15 protein-coding genes and 1 rRNA gene are annotated in these 20,276 nt (G+C 71.8%); 7 read left to right on the top strand and 9 right to left on the bottom strand.

Annotation, left to right across the window (positions count from 1 at the left end; all coding sequences use genetic code 11):
* Positions 1–55: 55 nt before the first annotated feature.
* Positions 56–2,905 carry a preprotein translocase subunit SecA gene (secA, locus tag KBY32_RS32815; protein WP_115508420.1) on the bottom strand — a complete coding sequence of 950 codons (2,850 nt, stop codon included), beginning with the start codon at positions 2,903–2,905 and terminating at the stop codon, positions 56–58.
* Between the two features lie 295 nt (positions 2,906–3,200).
* Between secA and KBY32_RS32820 the strand changes: the two genes are divergently transcribed.
* Complete coding sequence (locus tag KBY32_RS32820) at positions 3,201–3,785, top strand: GNAT family N-acetyltransferase (protein ID WP_055625041.1); 585 nt, start codon at positions 3,201–3,203, stop codon at positions 3,783–3,785.
* A gap of 82 nt (positions 3,786–3,867) precedes the next feature.
* A complete protein-coding gene (locus KBY32_RS32825) occupies positions 3,868–5,040 on the top strand; it encodes a winged helix-turn-helix domain-containing protein (protein ID WP_210982641.1) in 1,173 nt (390 codons plus the stop codon).
* Between the two features lie 45 nt (positions 5,041–5,085).
* Here the strand turns inward: KBY32_RS32825 and KBY32_RS32830 are convergent, their stop codons facing one another.
* The 7 genes from KBY32_RS32830 to mtnA form a co-directional block, all read right to left on the bottom strand.
* A complete protein-coding gene (locus tag KBY32_RS32830) occupies positions 5,086–5,832 on the bottom strand; it encodes a response regulator transcription factor (RefSeq protein WP_055625043.1) in 747 nt (248 codons plus the stop codon).
* A gap of 198 nt (positions 5,833–6,030) precedes the next feature.
* Positions 6,031–6,723, bottom strand: a complete 693-nt coding sequence (hpf, locus tag KBY32_RS32835; RefSeq protein ID WP_055625044.1) for a ribosome hibernation-promoting factor, HPF/YfiA family — start codon at positions 6,721–6,723, stop codon at positions 6,031–6,033.
* Between the two features lie 315 nt (positions 6,724–7,038).
* The gene (locus tag KBY32_RS32840; protein WP_210982642.1) at positions 7,039–8,058 is read right to left on the bottom strand and encodes a ComF family protein; all 1,020 of its coding nucleotides are present in this window, start codon (positions 8,056–8,058) and stop codon (positions 7,039–7,041) included.
* 379 nt (positions 8,059–8,437) lie between these two features.
* Positions 8,438–10,276: an LpqB family beta-propeller domain-containing protein gene (locus KBY32_RS32845; protein WP_210982643.1), complete on the bottom strand. Its 1,839-nt coding sequence runs from the start codon at positions 10,274–10,276 to the stop codon at positions 8,438–8,440.
* The gene (gene mtrB / locus KBY32_RS32850; RefSeq protein WP_210982644.1) at positions 10,266–12,341 is read right to left on the bottom strand and encodes an MtrAB system histidine kinase MtrB; all 2,076 of its coding nucleotides are present in this window, start codon (positions 12,339–12,341) and stop codon (positions 10,266–10,268) included. Before mtrB ends, KBY32_RS32845 begins: the two co-directional genes overlap by 11 nt.
* Before the next feature lies 1 nt (position 12,342).
* Entirely contained in the window at positions 12,343–13,032 is a 690-nt protein-coding gene (gene mtrA / locus KBY32_RS32855) for a two-component system response regulator MtrA (protein ID WP_015659998.1), read from the bottom strand.
* Positions 13,033–13,188: 156 nt separating this feature from the next.
* A complete protein-coding gene (mtnA, locus tag KBY32_RS32860; RefSeq protein WP_210982645.1) occupies positions 13,189–14,340 on the bottom strand; it encodes an S-methyl-5-thioribose-1-phosphate isomerase in 1,152 nt (383 codons plus the stop codon).
* A gap of 140 nt (positions 14,341–14,480) precedes the next feature.
* Here mtnA and KBY32_RS32865 point away from each other — a divergent pair, with 140 nt between their 5' ends.
* Genes KBY32_RS32865 through KBY32_RS32885 form a run of 5 tightly spaced genes read left to right on the top strand, consistent with a single transcriptional unit; the run spans position 14,481 to position 20,085 of the window.
* Entirely contained in the window at positions 14,481–15,815 is a 1,335-nt protein-coding gene (locus tag KBY32_RS32865; protein ID WP_210982646.1) for a glycerophosphoryl diester phosphodiesterase membrane domain-containing protein, read from the top strand.
* Between the two features lie 4 nt (positions 15,816–15,819).
* Positions 15,820–16,581 carry a DUF4129 domain-containing protein gene (locus tag KBY32_RS32870; RefSeq protein WP_210982647.1) on the top strand — a complete coding sequence of 254 codons (762 nt, stop codon included), beginning with the start codon at positions 15,820–15,822 and terminating at the stop codon, positions 16,579–16,581.
* On the top strand, positions 16,578–17,786 hold the full coding sequence (locus KBY32_RS32875) for a DUF4350 domain-containing protein (RefSeq protein ID WP_210982648.1): 1,209 nt from the start codon (positions 16,578–16,580) through the stop codon (positions 17,784–17,786). The genes KBY32_RS32870 and KBY32_RS32875 overlap by 4 nt, the downstream gene beginning before the upstream one ends.
* A complete protein-coding gene (locus KBY32_RS32880; RefSeq protein WP_107096884.1) occupies positions 17,786–18,775 on the top strand; it encodes a MoxR family ATPase in 990 nt (329 codons plus the stop codon). The genes KBY32_RS32875 and KBY32_RS32880 overlap by 1 nt, the downstream gene beginning before the upstream one ends.
* A complete protein-coding gene (locus KBY32_RS32885) occupies positions 18,775–20,085 on the top strand; it encodes a DUF58 domain-containing protein (protein WP_210982649.1) in 1,311 nt (436 codons plus the stop codon). The genes KBY32_RS32880 and KBY32_RS32885 overlap by 1 nt, the downstream gene beginning before the upstream one ends.
* 110 nt (positions 20,086–20,195) lie before the next feature.
* Here the strand turns inward: KBY32_RS32885 and rrf are convergent.
* A 5S ribosomal RNA gene (gene rrf, locus KBY32_RS32890) occupies positions 20,196–20,276 on the bottom strand; the annotation flags it as partial.

A 20,276-nucleotide genomic window follows, 5' to 3' on the forward strand; every position in this document is an offset into this window, starting at 1 on the left:
GAAGCCCGGCCCTGTTCGACCCCTGTGGCCTGCGACGCGCTCGCGCGCGTCCCGGCTACTTCTTGCGCCGGCGTCCGCCGCGCGCCTGCTTGCGGCGCTCCGCGCGCGTGAGGCCGTCGGCCTCGGAGCGCACCGGCTCGTCGCCGTTGGCGAAGTCGCCCTCGACGATGTCGCCCTCACCGTCCACCTTGGGCGCGGTGAAGTGCAGCCGGTCCGGGCGGCGCGGCGCCTCCAGGCCCTTGGCGCGGATCTCCGGGCGGGCACCCGCCTGCGCGGGCACCGCGTCCTGCTTCTCCAGGTCGGCCACGGGCTTGGCGTCCTCGACCGGGACCTCCTCGACCTGCTGCTCGACCTGGACCTCCAGGTTGAACAGGTAGCCGACGGACTCCTCCTTGATGCCCTCCATCATGGCGGTGAACATGTCGAAGCCCTCGCGCTGGTACTCGACCAGCGGGTCCTTCTGGGCCATCGCGCGCAGGCCGATGCCCTCCTGGAGGTAGTCCATCTCGTAGAGGTGCTCGCGCCACTTGCGGTCCAGGACCGACAGCACGACGCGGCGCTCCAGCTCACGCATGATCTCGGAGCCGAGCTGGTCCTCACGGGCCTGGTACTGCTCGTGGATGTCGTCCTTGATGGACTCGGCGATGAAGTCCGCGGTGAGCCCGGCGCGGTCGCCCGCCGCCTCCTCCAGCTCCTCGACGGTGACCTTCACCGGGTAGAGCTGCTTGAAGGCGCCCCACAGCCGGTCGAGGTCCCACTCCTCGGCGAAGCCCTCGGCGGTCTCCGCGGCGACATAGGCGTCGATGGTGTCGTCCATGAAGTGGTGCACCTGCTCGTGCAGGTCCTCACCCTCCAGGACGCGGCGGCGCTCGCCGTAGATGACCTCACGCTGGCGGTTGAGGACCTCGTCGTACTTCAGGACGTTCTTACGCGTCTCGAAGTTCTGCGTCTCGACCTGCGACTGCGCGGAGGCGATCGCGCGCGTGACCATCTTGTTCTCGATCGGCACGTCGTCCGGGACGTTCGCCATGGACATCACGCGCTCGACCATCTGAGCCTTGAACAGGCGCATCAGGTCGTCGCCGAGCGAGAGGTAGAAGCGGGACTCGCCGGGGTCGCCCTGACGGCCGGAACGACCGCGCAGCTGGTTGTCGATCCGGCGCGACTCGTGCCGCTCGGTGCCGAGGACGTAGAGGCCGCCGAGCTTCTCGACCTCTTCCTTCTCGGCCTTGACCGCTTGCTCGGCCCGTTCCAGGGCGGCCGGCAGATAGTGGGCCCACTCCTCGATGTGCTCCTCGGGGTCGAGGCCGCGCTGGCGCAGCTCGGCCTCGGCGAGGTCCTCGGGGTTGCCGCCGAGCTTGATGTCGGTACCACGGCCGGCCATGTTGGTCGCCACGGTCACGGCGCCCTTGCGGCCGGCCTGGGCGACGATGATCGCCTCACGGTCGTGCTGCTTGGCGTTGAGCACCTCGTGCTGCACACCGCGCTTGCTGAGCTGCTGCGACAGGTACTCGGACTTCTCGACCGACGTCGTGCCGACGAGGATCGGCTGGCCCTTCTCGTGCTTCTCGACGATGTCGTCGACGACCGCCTCGAACTTGGCGACCTCGGTGCGGTAGATGAGGTCGGACTGGTCCTTGCGGACCATCGGCCGGTTGGTCGGGATCGGGACGACGCCGAGCTTGTAGATCTGGTGGAACTCGGCGGCCTCGGTCATGGCCGTACCGGTCATGCCGGACAGGCCCGGCATCTCCTTGCCGTTGTGGTCGTGCCGCTTGTACAGGCGGAAGAAGTTCTGGAGGGTGATCGTGGCGAGCGTCTGGTTCTCGTCCTTGATCGGCACGCCCTCCTTGGCCTCGATGGCCTGGTGCATGCCCTCGTTGTAACGGCGGCCCGCGAGGATACGTCCGGTGTGCTCGTCGACGATCATGACCTCGTCGTCGATGATGACGTAGTCCTTGTCCTTCTTGAAGAGCTCCTTCGCCTTGATGGCGTTGTTCAGGTAGCCCACCAGAGGGGTGTTGACCGACTCGTAGAGGTTGTCGATGCCCAGCCAGTCCTCGACCTTGGCGACACCGGACTCGTGGATGGCGACGGTGCGCTTCTTCTCGTCGACGTCGTAGTCGCCGGTCTCCTCGATGCCCTTGAGCGGCTGGCCGGCCTCGCCGCGCTTGAGGCGCGTGACCAGCTTGGCGAAGTCGCCGTACCACTTGGTGGCCTGGTCGGCCGGGCCGGAGATGATCAGCGGCGTACGGGCCTCGTCGATGAGGATCGAGTCGACCTCGTCCACGATGGCGAAGTTGTGGCCGCGCTGCACCAGCTCGTCCTTCGACCACGCCATGTTGTCGCGGAGGTAGTCGAAGCCGAATTCGTTGTTCGTGCCGTACGTGATGTCGCAGGCGTACTGCTCGCGGCGCTGGGCCGGCGTCATGTTGGCGAGGATGCAGCCGACGCTCAGGCCCAGGAACTTGTGGACGCGGCCCATCATCTCGGAGTCGCGCTCGGCCAGGTAGTCGTTGACCGTGATGAGGTGGACGCCCTTGCCGGACAGCGCGTTCAGATACGCGGGGAGCGTGCCGACGAGCGTCTTGCCCTCACCGGTCTTCATCTCGGCCACATAGCCGAGATGGAGCGCCGCGCCACCCATCATCTGCACGTCGTAGTGACGCTGGCCCAGGACGCGCTTGGCCGCCTCGCGCACGGTGGCGAAGGCCTCGGGCAGCAGGTCGTCCAGGGTCTCGCCGTCGGCGTAGCGCTGCTTGTACTCATCGGTGAGGGCCCGCAGCTCGGCGTCGGAGAGGTCGACGAAGTCCTCTTCGATGGAGTTGACCTGGTCCGCGATGCGGTGCAGCTTGCGCAGGATCTTGCCTTCGCCTGCACGCATGATCTTCGAGAGGACGGACACGGGGGTTGGTCTCCTTGCCGGTCGGGCCTGGGACGGTCGGTTTTCCTTCTGACGTGACTGAGCAACGGCCATCGTATGCGAGGACCCCGCCGCGCCGGGAGCCTGCCGCTGGCGCCGGGTCTCCGCCGCTTCGGATCGCCGTCAATGGGACAACGGCCGGGGGTGGCGGATGGTGCCGCGTTCCGCCCGTGAATTGTGCCGAACGCGGTCGTGCGCTCACTCCGCGCGGCGGGTTTCGCGCGCGTCCGCGGACACCGGATGGCGCGCGGCGGGCGCCGTTGAGGAGAATCGGCCGATGGAACCCGTCACGCTCACCACCGGCCGCCTCCTGCTGCGCACCGTCGGCCCGGGCGACACCGATGTCGTGTACGAGGCCGCCCAGGACCCCGACATCCAGCGCTGGACCACGATCCCCTCCCCCTATCTGCGCGAGCACGCCCACAGCTTCACCCACGAACTGGCACCGGACGGCTGGCGGAACGGCTCGATGTTCACCTGGGGTCTCTTCCTCCCCCGGGACGGCGACCTGGTGGGCATGATCGGCCTCACGATGCGTTCCATGAGCTCCGCCGAGATCGGCTACTGGGGCACCAAGGAGCACCGCGGCCACGGCTATGTCACCGAGGCGGTCCTCGCCGTGTCCCGCTGGGCCTTCGCCGATCTGCTGGTCGACCGCGTCGAGTGGCGCGCGGAGGCGGGCAACGGGCCCTCCCGCGCGGTGGCCGAGCGCGCCGGTTTCACCGTCGAGGGCACCCTGCGCTCCGCCCTGATCCACCAGGGCGTACGCCGCGACTGCTGGGTCGGCTCGCTGCTCCCCTCGGACCTGGGACTGCCGTCCACGGCCCCCTACCTGCCGGCGCGACGGCCGCCGTCGCCGTAGCCCGCCGGAGCCGCCCGGTTTCGTCCGGAGCGACGTCCCAGCTCAGGCCCAAGTGTCAGTGCCACGCCCTAAAGTGCGGACCATGACGACCCCGCGTCCCACCCTCCACCTCTCGGCCGACGAGGCCCGTCGTATCGTCCTCCGCGCGCAGGGCTTCCTCGGCGCCCCCGACCGCCGGGGCGGCGTCCGCGGCGTCCTGCGGCACCTGGGCGCGGTCCAGCTGGACACCATCTCCGTGCTGGCCCGCAGCCATGAGCTGGTCCCGTACGCCCGGCTGGGCGCGGTCGGCCGCAGGACGGTCGAGGCGGCCTACTGGACGGACACCCACGCCTTCGAGTACTGGTCGCACGCCGCGTGCATCCTGCCCGTGGAGGAGTGGCCGCACTTCGCGTTCCGCCGCCGCGCCTACCGCAGCCGCCCGCACTGGCATCACGACCTTCCCGAGGGCGCCTACGACCAAGTGATCAAGCAGCTCCGCGCGGAGGGCCCGCTGACCGCGACCGAGCTGGGCGGCGCCAAGCGGACCAGCGAGTGGTGGGACTGGTCGGGCGCGAAGGTCGCCGTCGAGCGCGCCCTGATGTACGGCGAGGTGGTCTGCGTCGAGCGCCGCGGCTGGAAGCGCCTGTACGACCTGGCCGAGCGCGCCATCCCCGCGTCCCTGCTGCACGACGAGCTGGACGACGCCGAGTGCCTGCGCCGCCTCGTCGGCCTGGCCGGTCAGGCGCTCGGGGTGGGCACGCGCGCGGACATCGCCGACTACCACCGCCTCAAGGGCGAGCAGGTCGACGCCGTGATCGCCGACTCGGGGCTGGTGCCGGTCACGGTGGAGGGCTGGGCCAAGCCGGCCTGGGCCGACCCCGAGGCGCTCGCCACACCGCCCCGCGGCCGCCACCGTACGACGCTGCTGTCGCCGTTCGACTCCCTGATCTGGGAGCGGGCGCGCACGGAGCGGATCTTCGGCTTCACGCACCGTCTGGAGGCGTACGTCCCCCGGCAGAAGCGGATCCACGGCTACTTCGCCATGCCGGTCCTGGCCGGCGGGCGACTGGTCGGCCGGGTCGATCCGGCCCGGGAGGGCCGCACGCTGGTGGCGAAGCAGGTGTCGCTGGCCGGTCCGAAGGCGGTACCGGCGGTGGCGCAGGCGCTGGCCGAGGCGGCGAGCTGGGTCGACTGCACGGACGCGCGGGTGGAGCTCGTGGACGCCCCGGAGCTGCGCGAGCCGCTCGCCGCGGAGCTCGCGCGTCTGATGGCCTGAGAGCGGGGTCGTCCCCGGGCGGTCGGGGACAGCGGCGGTGCGGGCTCAGCGGATCTCGAGGATCTTCTCCCGCATCGCGTACACCACGGCCTCCATCCGGGAGTGCAGCTGCAGCTTCTCCAGGATGTTGCGCACGTGGTTCTTCACGGTGTTCTCCGAGATGAACAACTCCTTGGCGATGTCCCGGTTGTTCATCCCGGTGGCGACGAGCTTGAGGACCTCCAGCTCCCGGTCCGTCAGCCGCGGCGCGGGCACGAGCCGGCGCTCGTCCGTCCGCTGGATCATCGACTTGAACTCGGTGAGCAACTTCGACGCCATGGACGGGCTGATCTGCGACTGCCCGTCGGCCACGGCGCGGATGGCGGTGGCGACCTCGTCCGTGGAGATCTCCTTGAGAAGGTAGCCGGTCGCGCCCGCCTTGATGGCGTCGTAGAGGTCGGCCTCCTCGTCGCTGATCGTCAGCATGATGATCTTCGCGCTGGGGGCCACCTCCTTGATGGAGGTGCAGGCCTCGATGCCGCCCCGCCGGGGCATCCGGACGTCCATCAGCACGATGTCGGGCAGCAGGTCGGCGGCCTTGTCGACGGCCTCGGCGCCGTCCCCCGCCTCCCCGACCACCTGGATGTCCTCCTCGGCGGCGAGCACGATCTCCAGCCCACGGCGGAACAGGGCGTGGTCGTCCACGACGAGGACTCTGATCGGCTCCTTGCGCGGAGAGCCCGCGTCCGGGCCCACGCCGACGACAGCACCGTCGGCATCCTCGTCCCGCATCGGTCCGAAGCTGTCCGTCATGGTTCCTCCCCCTGAGGCTGTGGCTGGTCGCATGCCATCGCCAACCCAAGGCAGTGGCCCATCGGTTGGGCCGTCCGGTCATGATTCCATGCCTGGCCGACAGTGCGGTGACGCGCGGGGCGCGAAGTGGTCGCACACCGGTGCCCCTGGGGGCGCACACGCGCTCCAGGGGCACCGCTCAGCCGTCGGCCGGGTGGGTCAGCCGCCCAGCGTGCCACCGGCCGCTGGTGCTTGCGCCTCGGTGACCATCGGATCCGTGCTCAGATGGATGACGCCGTAGTCGTAGGCGTGACGTCGGTAGACGACGCTCGGCTCCTTCGTCTCGGAGTCGACGAACAGGTAGAAGTCGTGCCCGACCAGTTCCATCTCGTAGAGGGCCTGGTCGAGGGTCATCGGGGAGGCGACATGGGTCTTCTCGCGCACGACGAGGGGGCCTTCGCCCTTCACCTCGAGCGAGCCGATCTTCTTGGTGGGAATCGCGTCCGGCTCTTCGTTCTCGAAGGTCTGCCCGTTGCCGTTCAGCGTCGCGGCACCGGGGACGTGGTCCGGGACCTCGGCCGCCGTGAGGCGGCGTGCGCCCCGACGCGAGAACCGCTTGTCGTGCTGCTTGCGCAGCCGTGCGTCCAGCTTCTCCGCCGCGAGGTCGAGCGCCGCGTACGGGTCGCTGGCCGCGGCTTCCGCCCGGATCACCGGTCCGCGGGAACGCAGGGTGATCTCCACCCGGTCGCAGCGGTCGGCCTGTCGCGGGTTGGGCTCCTTGGACACCTCGACGTCGAGGCTGATCACCTTGGCATCGAGCCTCTGGATCTTCTCCAGCTTCAGCTTCTCGGCCACGTGCTTGCGGAACCGCTCGGGCACCTCGGTCTTGCGGCCCTTGACGACGATGTCCACGCAGAACTCCGTTCCCGGATCGCCCCGCTCCAGCGGCGGAGCATCTCCCTTTTGCACCAGGCTCCGGTGGGCCCCGGAACCTCGGACTCGGCGACTTCCACCTCCTCCTCCCCCATGGGCAAGATCTCCACCCCATGGCCGAGGGTGATGCTTGAAAACCCACGGCACGGCATTCGGGTACTGCGGGGATGGCCTGCGCCTTTCCCTCACAACCGAACATATCTCGCCCGGAGGGATGTCGTCACCCTCTACTGCGGTGTACCTCCGTTCAGGTGAATTGATCCTCTCGCCACCTGCAACGATGCAACTTCCCAGTCAGTTCCGGTTTATTTCGAAAGAATCGGGGGCGGCGGCGACCACGGCCGCGCGGATCGTGGAACCGGCCTGTCCGCGGCCGTCGATTCCCGGTGTGCCTCGTGTTCGCCGCACCGCGTCCTCCGTCGATCCAGCACTCTCTTCCCCTCTGCCTTCCCGACTTCCCACGCGATACACGGCCGTTGTCGTGTCACCGAACTCCCCGTTCCCCTCGTTCGTCCCTCCATACGCGCGCGAGCCCTCCCGCGTTCGGCCGAACCGTCCGCCGGCCCGGTGCCGTCCGAGGCCGTCGCCCCGCCGGCCCGGCGCCGACGCCTCATGCGCCGACGCCTCACGCCCCGACGCCTCACGCACCGCACGGGCCGCCTCCGCCAGGGACGCCCCGGTCGTCATCAGGTCGTCCACCAGCACCACGGCCCCGCCCTCGGCGAGCAGCCGCCCACCACCGGGGACGACCGCCAGGGCGCCCGCGATATTGACCAGCCGCTGCCGGGGCCCGAGCCCCGACTGGTCGGCCACCCAGCGCGTCTGCCGCAGCACGGCGGCCACCCGCGCCGGTGTCCCGGACCGCCGCAGCGCACCCGCCGCAGCGAGCGCGATGCGCCGGGCGGGATCGTGCCCCCGCGCCCGCACCGCCGCCCGCGCCGACGGAACGGGCACGAGCACCACGGAGCCGTCCCCGCATGCCGTACCGTCGTCCGCCCACGGCTCGCCAGCCGTACCGCCCTCGCGGAGCCCCTCCCGCACCGCCTCCGCCAGGGCCTCCCCCAGCGGTGCCGCCAAAGCCAGCGCTCCGCGCTCCTTGTGGGCCAGCAGCACGGCCCGCACCTCGTCCGTGTACCGGGCCGCCGCGTGCACCACCGGCAACCCGGGCGGCTCCGGCACCGGTCGCACCCGGCTCGGCGCGGTCCCGGTCAGGACGGCACGGCACTCCGGGCAGAGCACCGTACGAGGCGTCCCACAGCCTCCGCACTCGGCCGGCAGCACCAGATCGGTGAGGTCCTGCCACCACCCCCGCATGGCCTCCACTCTGCCGAAAGCGGCACGCCCCGGCCACCCCTGTGGACAACCGCCTGTGGATAAGTCGGAGGGCACCGCCACGCGCGCGCGAAACCCAGTTCCCGACCGGTCCAATCCTGAATTCCGTTCAGTTCGCACCGGAATCCAAAAGGGCCCGGCGGCCGCGAACAGGCCAGCCGGCCGGTAAACGGACGCCACCCTCCCGAATGCCTCGAGAGAAACGCTCGAAGGCTCACCCGCGAAAACCAGCCGAACCCACGAGGCCGTACGGAAGCCCCAAGGAAGCCGTACGGAAACCGTTCGGGGCGCGAAAGCGCTCACCCCGAACGGCGAACGCCGAACGGCGAAAACACACCGCAAACGAGCGGACGCGAACGCCTCAGCCCGGATAGACCGGCGCCGTCCCGTCCGTGACCACCTTCTGCCACTGTTCTCCAGCCGGCAGGCGGACGATCCCGTCCTCGGAGTACCCCACCAGCGGCAGCCGCGCGTCCTCGGACGCGGTGATCTCCTTGACGCCGCTGAGGGACGCCGGCGCCGGCACCTCCGGAGTGGAGCCGTCCACCTGCACGTAGCGCATGGTCTGCACGCCGTCCTTCTCGCGCCCGACCACGACGAGCCGGCTGTCCCCGGCCCACGACATGGCCGTGACCTCCTCCAACTCGGGAGTGGCGGAGCGCAGTTCGTGCACCGAGACACTCGAGCCGTCGCCGGTCCCGCCGTCCTCGCCGCGCTCGATACGGCCGATGAGCAACGAGGACTTCTCGCCGGACTTCACGACGAGCGCGATGCGCACCCCGTCGGCGGCCACGCGTACCGACTCGATCCGGCCCTCGAGGCCCGGCGGGGTCTTCACCTCCACCGGGTCGTCCACGCCCTTCTTCAGCAGGAGCAGCCGCGGCTTGCCGGGATCGCGGTCGGCCACCCACAGGTCGCCCTGCGCGTCCCAGCTGGGCGCGGACAGCCGCTTCCCGGCGGACGGACCGGAGCTGGTCAGCTCGGGGTCGCCGAGCGGGCCGTCCGACACGAGCGCCCCGACGTACAGGTTCTTGCCGTCGAGTCCGATCCCGGCGGCCATGTCCTCGTCGCGCGAGACGGCCGCCGACCCCAGCTGCATGTCCTCCCCGAGGGCCCCCGGCACCGGGGCGGGCACGGTCTCGTCGGTCGCCGCCGCCAGCCGCACCAGGTGGTGCTTCTCGTCGAGGAAGTACAGATAGTCGGCGCGCTTCGCCGATCCCCGCACCGCGACGTCCTCGGCGTCCTCCGCGGTGAGGTGGCACAGTTGCCTGCCGCCCGCGCGCAGTTCGACCTCGTCCATGGTGGGGGTGAGGTTCTGGAGGGTGAACAGCAGCTGGGCCGCCATCTCCTGGCACTTGTTGTCGCCGACCCGCGCCGCCTTGCCGTTCAGCGGGACCGTCAGCTTGTTCTGGTCGTCCGGGGTCAGCGACACCGGGCCCTCCGGCAGTGCCGTACCGGTGGGGAAGCTCGAGCGGACCACCGGGTCGAGCCAGCGCGTGGGCCCCCGCAGCAGGGAGCGCACCGCCTCGGTCACCGGGTCGACGTTCCTGCGCACATAGACGGGGTCGGCGACGGCCGCCGTGTGCGGGGTGGTCCCGGGGCCGGTACCCGTGGCGAAGTAGTACCGGTCGACGGACTGGTAGTTGCGCTGGAAGTCCGAGCGGCCCATGACGACGCCGCGCGGCGGTACGTCGATGCGCCACTGGCGGGTCTTCTTGTCCCGGACGAGGTGCATGGTCTCGCGGTAGTCGCCGTCGGCGGGCGCGTACGACTGCTCCGCGTCGACCGTGGCGACCCGGGTGCCGGTCAGCGTGTACGACAGGCTGTCCCGCTCCTCGCGGCTCACCCGGTCGGGCTGGGCGCCCGGTCCGTCGGCGAGGACGGTCGTGGAGCGCAGCGGATGCCACTTCTCCGACGCCTGCGGGGTGAGGTACTTGCGGGCTATCTCGTAGTCCGGGTCGTCGCTGGTCAGCGCCTCGAGGAAGCCCGTGACGATCTCGGAGTACGACGCGTCCTCGTGCGGCGGCACCGCGAAGACCCGTACCTGCGCGTTCTGCCGCGGTGTGGACTCCACCCCGCGCAGATCGCCGCTGTCGGGCATCGAGGCACACCCGGCCAGCAGTACGGCGCCGCAGGCCGCGTAGGCCGCCGCGCGCCCCGGTCCGCGCCGCCGGGTCCCCCGCTTGCGGTCAGCGCCCACGAGATGTCTCCCCCTGCCTGCTCGACTCCTCGGTCTGCCCGGCCCCCTCGCCCGGCACGTCCTTCTCGCCGGACTGCTCGACGACGGTGTCCTCCAGCCGCCGTCCGCCCGACGCGGGCCGGGGCACCACCCGGGCGCCGTTGCCGGGCAACGCCGTCGGGTCGGCCTTCGGCGCCGCACTCGACCGCGGTGCGATCGGGTCGCGCACGGGCCGCATCCCCTGCTCGCCCTGCGTCTGCGCGGGTACGGTCGCGGACTTTCCGCCGGAGGGCAGTCCGGCGTCGTCGAGGCCGCGGTTGCGCCGCGAGTCCTTCGGTTCCAGCGGTATCGGCGAGCCCCGCAGCGGCTCGTCGGCCGTGCGCGGCAGCGTCAGCCGGAACTGCGAACCGCCGCCCGGCTCGCCCCACGCCTGGAGCCAGCCGCCGTGCAGCCGCGCGTCCTCCAGCGCGATGGACAGGCCGAGACCCGTACCGCCGGTGGTCCGCGCGCGGGCCGGGTCGGCCCGCCAGAAACGGCTGAACACGCGGGTCGCCTCGCCGGGCTTGAGCCCGACTCCGTAGTCGCGCACCGCCACCGCGACCGCTCCGCCGGCCGAGGCCAGCTTGACCACGACGTCCTGGCCCTCGCCGTGCTCGACGGCGTTGACCACGAGGTTGCGCAGCACGCGCTCGACCCGGCGGGCGTCCGCCTCGGCGACGACGGGCTGCTGGTCGCCGAGGACCCGTATATGGGTGCCCTTGCGCTCGGCGAGCGGCTCGGCGCCGCTGACGACGCGCCGCACGACCTCGCGCAGGTCGATCGGCTCGGCCTCCAGCGCGGCGGCCCCGGCGTCGAACCGGCTGATCTCCAGCAGGTCGGCGAGCAGCGACTCGAACCGGTCCAGCTGGTCCGCCAGCAGCTCCGCCGACCGCGCGGTCACCGGATCGAAGTCCTCACGCGCCTCGTGGATGACGTCGGCGGCCATCCGGACGGTCGTCAGCGGCGTCCGCAGCTCGTGGGACACGTCGGACACGAACCGCCGCTGCATCCGCGACAGGTCCTCCAGCTGCTGGATCTTCACCTGGAGGTTCTGCGCCATCTTGTTGAAGGCCTCGCCCAGACGGGCGATGTCGTCCTCGCCGGTGACCTTCATCCGTTCCTGGAGCCGCCCGGCCGACAGCCGTTCGGCGATCCCCGCCGCCATACGCACGGGGGTGACGACCTGGCGCACCACGAGCCACGCGATCGCGCCCAGGAGGACGACGACGAACAGCCCGGCGGTCGCGAGGGTCGTCTTGACCAGGCTCAGCGACTTCTCCTCCTGCGTGAGCGGGAAGAGGTAGTAGAGCTGGTAGAAGTCGCCGTTGGGGTCGGTGACCTGCTTGCCGATCACCAGGCCCGGCTGGGACTCCTTGTGGGCGCTGGGCTGGTAGACGATCCGCGTGTAGCTCTGGAACACACCGGTGGCGCCGTCGATCCGCTCCCGCAGCCCCTCGGGGACGCTCGCGGTCGGGTCGACCCCACCGGACGCACGCCGTCCGCGCCCGCCGGTCTCACTGCCGGACGACGCGGGGAGCGTCACGACCTCGAAGGCGCCCTGACCACCGCTGGACAGCGACGAGACGGTGTCGCTCATCCACTGGATGACGTTCTGCCGGGACCGGTCGTCCGCCGCGGCCGCGTCGTCGGCGGGGCCGGCCGCGGACTCGTCCGCCCGCTGCTTGGCCGCCGCGAACCCGCCGGTCGCCTGGCTCTGCGAGGCCTTCACCTTCGCGTCGAGCAGGCCGTTGCGGACCTGCCCGATGACGACGAAGCCCAGCAGCAGGACCACGCCCAGCGACATCACCAGGGTCGAGACGACGACCCTGAGCTGGATGTTGCGCCGCCACAGCCGCATGACCGGCAGCAACGGCCGGCGCACCCAGCGCAGCAGCAGACGGAGGACCGGGCTTCCCTGGACCCCTCCTTGCAGCAGCCCGCCTTCCAGAAACCGCCCCCAGCGGGAACCCGCCGTCTTCCGGCCGACAGGCCGCTCCCGACGGGTCCCGGTCCGACCGGGGGCCGTAGCGGCACTGTCCTGGGACATGTCAGCTCGGCCCTGCCTTGTATCCGACGCCGCGGACGGTCACCACGATCTCGGGGCGCTCGGGGTCCTTCTCGACCTTGGAGCGCAGTCGCTGGACATGGACGTTGACCAGCCGGGTGTCGGCCGCGTGCCGGTAGCCCCAGACCTGCTCGAGCAGCACCTCGCGCGTGAACACCTGCCACGGCTTACGGGCCAGCGCCACCAGCAGGTCGAACTCCAGCGGCGTCAGCGCGATGGACTGCCCGTCCCGCTTCACGGAGTGCCCCGCCACGTCGATGACCAGGTCGCCGATGGCAAGTTGCTCCGGCGCCGGCTCCTCCGACCTCCGCAGCCGCGCCCGGATACGGGCGACGAGCTCCTTCGGCTTGAACGGCTTCACGATGTAGTCGTCGGCGCCGGACTCCAGTCCGACGACGACGTCGACGGTGTCGCTCTTCGCCGTCAGCATCACGATCGGCACGCCCGACTCGGCGCGGATCAGACGGCACACCTCGATGCCGTCCCTACCGGGCAGCATCAGATCGAGCAGCACCAGATCCGGCTTGGTCTCGCGAAAAGCGGCCAGCGCCTTGTCGCCGTCGGCTACGAAAGACGGCTCAAAACCTTCACCACGCAGCACAATGCCGAGCATCTCGGCCAGTGCGGTGTCGTCGTCGACGACAAGGACTCGTCCCTTCATAAACGACATCATCCCATTCTCATAACGGTGGCGAAGGCAGTGGTGAGATAGGTCACCGACCAGCGACCTTAGTCGTAGGTCATCCGCACTGTCTGCCCTCGGTAACCACACAGCGCGTGACCTTTCTGGGGGTTCGACCCCTTTGCTCACCCTGTCGAGGTGACCGGATCACGCCGTCCGAGCAGAAGATCCCGCCTTCGCGCACAGGGCGGCGAGCGCCTCAGCCGTCACAGGCGACACGACACCCTCCTCCGTCACGATCGCCGTGACCAGCTCGGGTGGCGTGACGTCGAACGCCGGGTTGTACGCCTGCGTCCCCAGCGGCGCGACGGGGATCCCGCTGCCCGCTCCCCCTCCGACCGCCGACGCCTGGGGCACGGCGAACTCCGTCACCTCGGACCCCGCACGCTGCTCCACCTCGATGGACGCCCCGTCCGGCGTCGCCGGGTCCACCGTCGTCAGCGGCGCGACCACGATGAACGGCACATGGTGGTAGCGCGCCAGCACCGCGAGCGGATAGCTCCCGACCTTGTTCGCCACCGAACCGTCGGCCGCGATCCGGTCCGCCCCGATCAGCACCGCGTCCACCTCACCGGCCGCGAACAGCGAACCCGCCGCGTTGTCCGTGAGCAGCGTGTACGCCATCCCGGTCCGCGCCGCCTCGTACGCCGTCAGCCGGGCCCCCTGCAGCAGCGGACGCGTCTCGTCCACCCACAGGCGCCGCAGCCGCCCCGCCCGGTGCGCGGCGAGCGCCACCGCGAACGCCGTGCCCTCACCGCCGGAGACCAGCGCCCCCGTGTTGCAGTGCGTGAGGATGCGGTGGCCGCCGCCGGGCAGCAGCTCGTCCAGCAGGGCCAGTCCCCGCTCGGCCATCCTGCCGCTCGCCTCGGCGTCCTCCGCGTGCAGCGCCCGCGCCGCCCCGAGCGCCGCCGACGCGGCCCGCCCGACGTCGCCGCTCCCGGCCAGCTCGGCCAGGTAGGCGTCCCGCGCCCTGCGCACCCCCAGCGCCAGGTTCACCGCCGTCGGGCGGGCGCCCGCCAGCTCGTCGGCCGCGGCGTCCACGTCGAAGCCCCGCGCGGCGGCGAGCGCGACCCCGTACGCCCCGGCGATCCCGAGCAGCGGCGCCCCGCGCACGGCCAGCGAACGGATCGCCTCGACCAGCGCGGAGGCGTCCGTGCACACCAGCTCGACCTCCTCCGCGGGCAGTTTCGTCTGGTCCAGAAGGACCAGGACCGGGCCCTCCGGTGGCTCGTCCCACCGGATCGCCGGTATCTCGGTGGGCTTGCCGTCCTTGCCGGAATGCGCGTACTGATCAGCCATGCCGTCAGTCTGCCCCGTGTCCGTCGGACAATTGAAGGGAAGCCGGCCATACCTCGGCGGGTACCTCCGCGGTGCCCCCATGGCACGATGGCTGCCGAACTGCCGCCGCGACCGCGGACGGGCACCGTGAAGGAGCGACGATGAAAGACACTCCGGGCTGGGCCTCGCCCGGATCCGCCCCGTCCGACGGGCAGGAGCCCGGTGCGTCCGGTCCTGCCGAGCCCGCAGACAGCCCCGAATCCGCGCAGCAGCCACCGGCGGACCAGCCGGCCCCCGGCCCGAACTGGTCCAAGGAGCAGCCGCCGGCCGGCCAGTGGTCCGCCCCCACGGGCACCCAGACCCCCGGCCAGGCCCCGCCACCACCGCCCGGCCCGGGCTGGGGCACCCCGCCCCCGGCCGGCCCCGGCGCGCCCGGCGGCTGGGGCGGCGCCCCCCAGGGCTACGGACCCCCCGGCGGCTACGGCGGCTGGGGCGGTGGCTGGGGAGGACCCCCGCCGGCCGCCAAGCCCGGCGTGATCCCGCTGCGCCCCCTGGGCGTCGGCGAGATCCTCGACGGCGCCGTCTCCACCATGCGCACCCACTGGCGCACGGTCCTCGGCATCTCCCTCACCGTCGCCGTCGTCACGGAGATCCTCGTCATCCTCGTCCAGGGCTTCCTCCTGGACGACCGCGTCGACACCGACGCCCTCAACGACCCCAGCGCCACCCTCGACGAGATCACCCGCGCCATGGGCGACTCGCTGCTCAACTCCGGCGTCATCCTCCTGATCTCGGCGATCGGCACGGTCATCGCCACCGCCCTGCTCACGACCGTCACCAGCCGCGCGGTGCTCGGCAAGCCGGTCAGCACCGGCGAGGCGTGGCGCGACGCCCGCCCGCAGGTGCCGCGCCTCTTCGGCCTGCTGTTCCTGCTGCTCCTCATCACCATGGGCGTGGCCGTCGCGGGCGCCGTCCCGGGCATCGTCCTGGCCGCCTCGGGAGCCGGTGACGGAGGCGTGGCCCTCGCCGTCCTCGGCGCGCTCGCCTCCACCGTCGTCGCGGTGTGGCTGTGGTTCCGCTTCTCCCTCGCCTCCCCCGCGCTGATGCTGGAGAAGCAGGGCATCCGGAAGGCGCTGAGCCGCTCCGCGAAGCTGGTCAAGGGCTCCTGGTGGCGGGTGTTCGGCATCCAGCTGCTGGCCATGATCATCGCGAACGTCGTCGCGGCGATCGTCATCATCCCCTTCACGTTCCTGGCCGGCGCGGTCAGCGGCGAGGGCGCCTCCAACATCCTCAACGGCACCACCGAGTTCGGCTGGACGTTCCTCATCGTCAGCGGTGTGGGCTCGGTGATCGGCTCCATGATCACGCTCCCGATCACTGCGGGCGTGACCGTGCTGCTCTACATCGACCAGCGCATCCGCCGCGAGGCCCTCGACCTCGAACTGGCCCGCGCGGCCGGCGTCCAGGGCTCCGGCACCGGCACTCCGGGGAGCTGAATACGTGAGCTTGCCGGGGGGAGTTCTTTCAGCGGTACCGGGGCTGCCGCACACGGCTGCCCGCGCGCTCCTGGGCGCCGGTGACACCGCCGTACGGGCGTCGGTGGCGGCCTCGGACGACGCGCCGCCGCTGACGATCCCGCGCGATCCCGCGCGGGAGGCGGCCAGGCGCGAGCTGTCCAAGAGCCGGTACCACGAGGACGACCCCGGCTGGTTCCAGCGCGCGCTGGACGCCTTCTGGGACTGGGTCGAGGACCTGTTCGACAGCGCCTCGACCGCCACGCCCGGCGGCACACTCGGCCTGGTCGTCGTCATCCTGGTCGTCCTCGCCGTGATCGGCGTCCTGTGGTGGCGCCTGGGCACCCCGCGCCGCGAACCCACCTCGTCCGCCGCCCTGTTCGACGACCGCCCCCGCAGCGCCGCCGAGCACCGCTCCGCCGCCGAGGCCCACGCCGCCCAGGGCCACTGGAACCGAGCCGTCCAGGAACGCATGCGCGCCATCGTCCGCGCCCTGGAGGAACGCGCGCTCCTCGACGTACGCCCCGGCCGCACCGCGGACGAGGCCGCCGCGGACGCCGGCCGCTCCCTGCCCGCCCACACCGACCGGCTCCGGGCCGCCGCCCACGCCTTCGACGACGTGACATACGGCGGGCGGACCGCCTCCCAGCAGACGTACCAGCACCTCGCGGCCCTGGACCGCGACCTGGAGAACACCAAGCCGCAGCTCGCCGCCCACGCCCCCCAGGACCGGGGAGCCGCCGGATGACGACCGAGGCCACGCCCCCGTCCACCGCGGCCTCGCCCAGCGCCCGCCAGGTGTGGACCCGCACGCGAGGCATCGCCCTCGCCCTCGTCGTCCTGCTCGCGGCGGCCGTCGCGATCGCCACGATCCGCTCCGACGCCCGGCACGGCACCCTCGACCCCCGCTCCGCCGACCGCCAGGGCAGCAGAGCCGTCGCCGAACTCCTCGCCGACCGCGGAGTGGACACGACCGTCGTCACCACCCTCGACGACGCACGCGCCGCGGCCGACGCCGACACCACCCTCCTGGTCGCCGCCCCCGACCTGCTCACCCCCGGACAACAGCGGGCCCTGCGCGCCGCGACCACCGGCGCCGCTGGCCGCACGGTCCTCGTCGCCCCCGGCAGCCCGTCCGTCGAACGTCTCGCCCCCGGCGTCACCGCCGACCCCGCCAACAGCCTCGACTCGACGCTCTCCCCCGACTGCGCCCTGCCCGCCGCCCGCCGCGCCGGCACCGCCGAGACGGGCGGCATGCGCTACACGACCACCCACCTCGACGCCGACGAGTGCTACCCCAGCGACCGCCTCGCCACCCTCCTGCGCATCCCGGAGACCGGCGGCGACGGCACCGGCGACACCGTCGTCATCGGCGCGCCCGACATCCTCTTCAACGACCGCCTCGACGAGCAGGGCAACGCCTCGCTCGCCCTCCAGCTCCTCGGCTCCCGCCCCCATCTGGTCTGGTACCTCCCCACGCTCTCCGACACCGCGGCCGCCGACGAGCACGACCAGCGCGGCTTCTTCGATCTGCTCCCCTCGGGCTGGCTCTGGGGCACGCTGCAGCTCTTCATCGCCGCAGCCGTCGCCGCCCTGTGGCGGGCACGCCGGCTCGGCCCCCTGGTGCCCGAAAATCTCCCCGTGGCGATCCGCGCCTCCGAGACCGTCGAAGGCCGCGCCCGCCTCTACCGCAAGGCCAACGCCCGCGACCGCGCGGCCACCGCTCTTCGCTCCACCACACGCATCCGCCTCGCCCCCCTCGTAGGTGTCCCCCTCACCCAGGCGCACACGCCCGAGGCCCTGCTCCCCGCCCTCTCCGCCCACCTCCACCGGCACGGAGACGGACAGACCCTGCACACTCTCCTCTTCGGCCCGCCGCCCGGCGACGACGCGGCACTCGTCTCCCTCGCCGACCAACTCGACGCCCTCGAAAGAGAGGTACGCCGTCCATGATGGACCCGACCACTGACAACGCCGGGAACACCGGGGACCAGGGCGCCGCCCGCGCCTCCCTGGAGGCCCTGCGCGCCGAGATCGCCAAAGCCGTGGTCGGCCAGGACCCCGCAGTCACCGGCCTCGTCGTCGCCCTCCTGTGCCGCGGACACGTCCTCCTCGAAGGCGTCCCCGGCGTCGCCAAGACACTGCTCGTCCGCGCCCTCGCCTCCGCCCTCGAACTCGACACCAAGCGCGTCCAGTTCACCCCCGACCTCATGCCGAGCGACGTCACCGGCTCCCTCGTCTACGACACCCGCACCGCCGAGTTCTCCTTCCAGCCCGGCCCGGTCTTCACCAACCTCCTCCTCGCCGACGAGATCAACCGGACCCCGCCGAAGACCCAGTCCTCCCTCCTGGAGGCCATGGAGGAACGCCAGGTCACCGTCGACGGCACCCCCCGCCCCCTCCCGGAGCCCTTCCTCGTCGCCGCGACGCAGAACCCGGTCGAGTACGAGGGCACCTACCCCCTCCCCGAAGCGCAGCTGGACCGTTTCCTCCTCAAGCTGACGATCCCGCTGCCCTCCCGCCAGGACGAGATCGACGTCCTCACCCGCCACGCCGAGGGCTTCAACCCGCGCGACCTGCGCGCCGCCGGCGTACGCCCCGTGGCGGGCCCCGCCGACCTCGAAGCCGCACGCGCCGCCGTCGCCAAGACCGCGATCTCCCCCGAGATCACGGCCTACGTCGTCGACATCTGCCGCGCCACCCGCGAATCGCCCTCCCTGTCCCTCGGCGTCTCCCCGCGCGGCGCCACGGCCCTGCTGGCCACCGCCCGCGCCTGGGCCTGGCTCACCGGCCGCGACTACGTCATCCCCGACGACGTCAAAGCCCTCGCCCTGCCGACGCTGCGCCACCGCGTCCAGCTCCGCCCCGAGGCCGAGATGGAGGGCGTCACCGCCGACTCCGTCATCAACGCGATCCTCGCCCACGTCCCCGTCCCGCGCTGATGGCCTTCACCGGACGCGCCGCACTCCTCGCGGCCCTGGGCTCCCTCCCCGTCGGCATCTGGGACCCCAGCTGGACGGGCATCCTCGCCGTCAACGCCCCCCTGGCCGCCGCCTGCGCCTGCGACTTCGCCCTCGCCGCCCCCGTACGACGCCTGCGCCTCACCCGCTCGGGCGACACCTCGGTACGCCTCGGCGACACGGCCGACGTCACCCTGACGGTCACCAACCCGTCGGGCCGCCCCCTCCGCGCCCACCTGCGTGACGCCTGGCCGCCGAGCAGCTGGCAACCCGGCACCGAGGTCGAGGCCTCCCGCCACCGCGTGCAGATCCCCGCAGGCGAACGCCGGCGCCTCACCACCCGCCTCCGCCCCACCCGCCGAGGCGACCGACAGGCCGACCGCGTGACGATCCGCTCCTACGGCCCCCTCGGCCTCTCCGCCCGCCAGGCCACCCACAAGGTCCCCTGGACCGTACGGGTCCTCCCACCGTTCACGAGCCGCAAACACCTGCCGTCCAAGCTGGCCCGCCTGCGCGAACTCGACGGCCGCACCAGCCTGATCACCCGCGGCGAAGGCACCGAGTTCGACAGCCTGCGCGAATACGTCCCCGGCGACGACACCCGCTCCATCGACTGGCGCGCCACCGCCCGGCACTCCACGGTCGCCGTCCGCACCTGGCGCCCCGAACGCGACCGCCACATCCTGCTCGTCCTGGACACCGGCCGCACCTCAGCCGGCCGCGTCGGCGACGCCCCGCGCCTCGACGCCTCCATGGACGCGGCACTCCTCCTGGCCGCCCTGGCCTCCCGCGCCGGCGACCGCGTCGACCTCCTCGCCTACGACCGCCGGGTCCGCGCCCTCGTCCAGGGCCGCACAGCCAGAGACGTCCTCCCCTCCCTGGTCGACGCGATGGCCACGCTGGAACCCGAGCTCCTCGAGACCGACGCCCGAGGCCTCACCTCCACAGCCCTGCGTACGGCCCCCCGCCACTCCTTGATCGTCCTGCTCACAGCACTCGACGCGGCCCCGATCGAGGAGGGCCTGCTCCCGGTCCTGCCTCAACTCACCCGGCGCCACACGGTCCTTCTGGCCTCCGTGGCCGACCCGCACATCGCGAGCATGGCCCAGGCCCGCGGCCATACGGACGCGGTCTACGAGGCCGCGTCGGCGGCCCAGGCCCAGGCCGATCGCCACCGTACGGCGGAACAACTGCGCCGCCACGGCGTCACGGTCGTGGACGCCGCCCCTGACGACCTCGCCCCCGCCCTGGCCGACGCCTACCTGGCCCTCAAAACAGCCGGCCGCCTCTGACGAAGGAAACAAAAAAGGCCCCTTCTGTCACCAGAAAGGGCCTACCAAGAAAAGCTCCAGGAACGCAGAAAGGGCCCACACCGTAAGGTGTGAGCCCTTTCCCAAAAATTGTTCGGCGGTGTCCTACTCTCCCACAGGGTCCCCCCTGCAGTACCATCGGCGCTGTAAGGCTTAGCTTCCGGGTTCGGAAT

Origin of the sequence: Streptomyces sp. RK62 (assembly GCF_018070255.1) — a bacterium.
Lineage (GTDB): Bacteria > Actinomycetota > Actinomycetes > Streptomycetales > Streptomycetaceae > Streptomyces > Streptomyces nigra.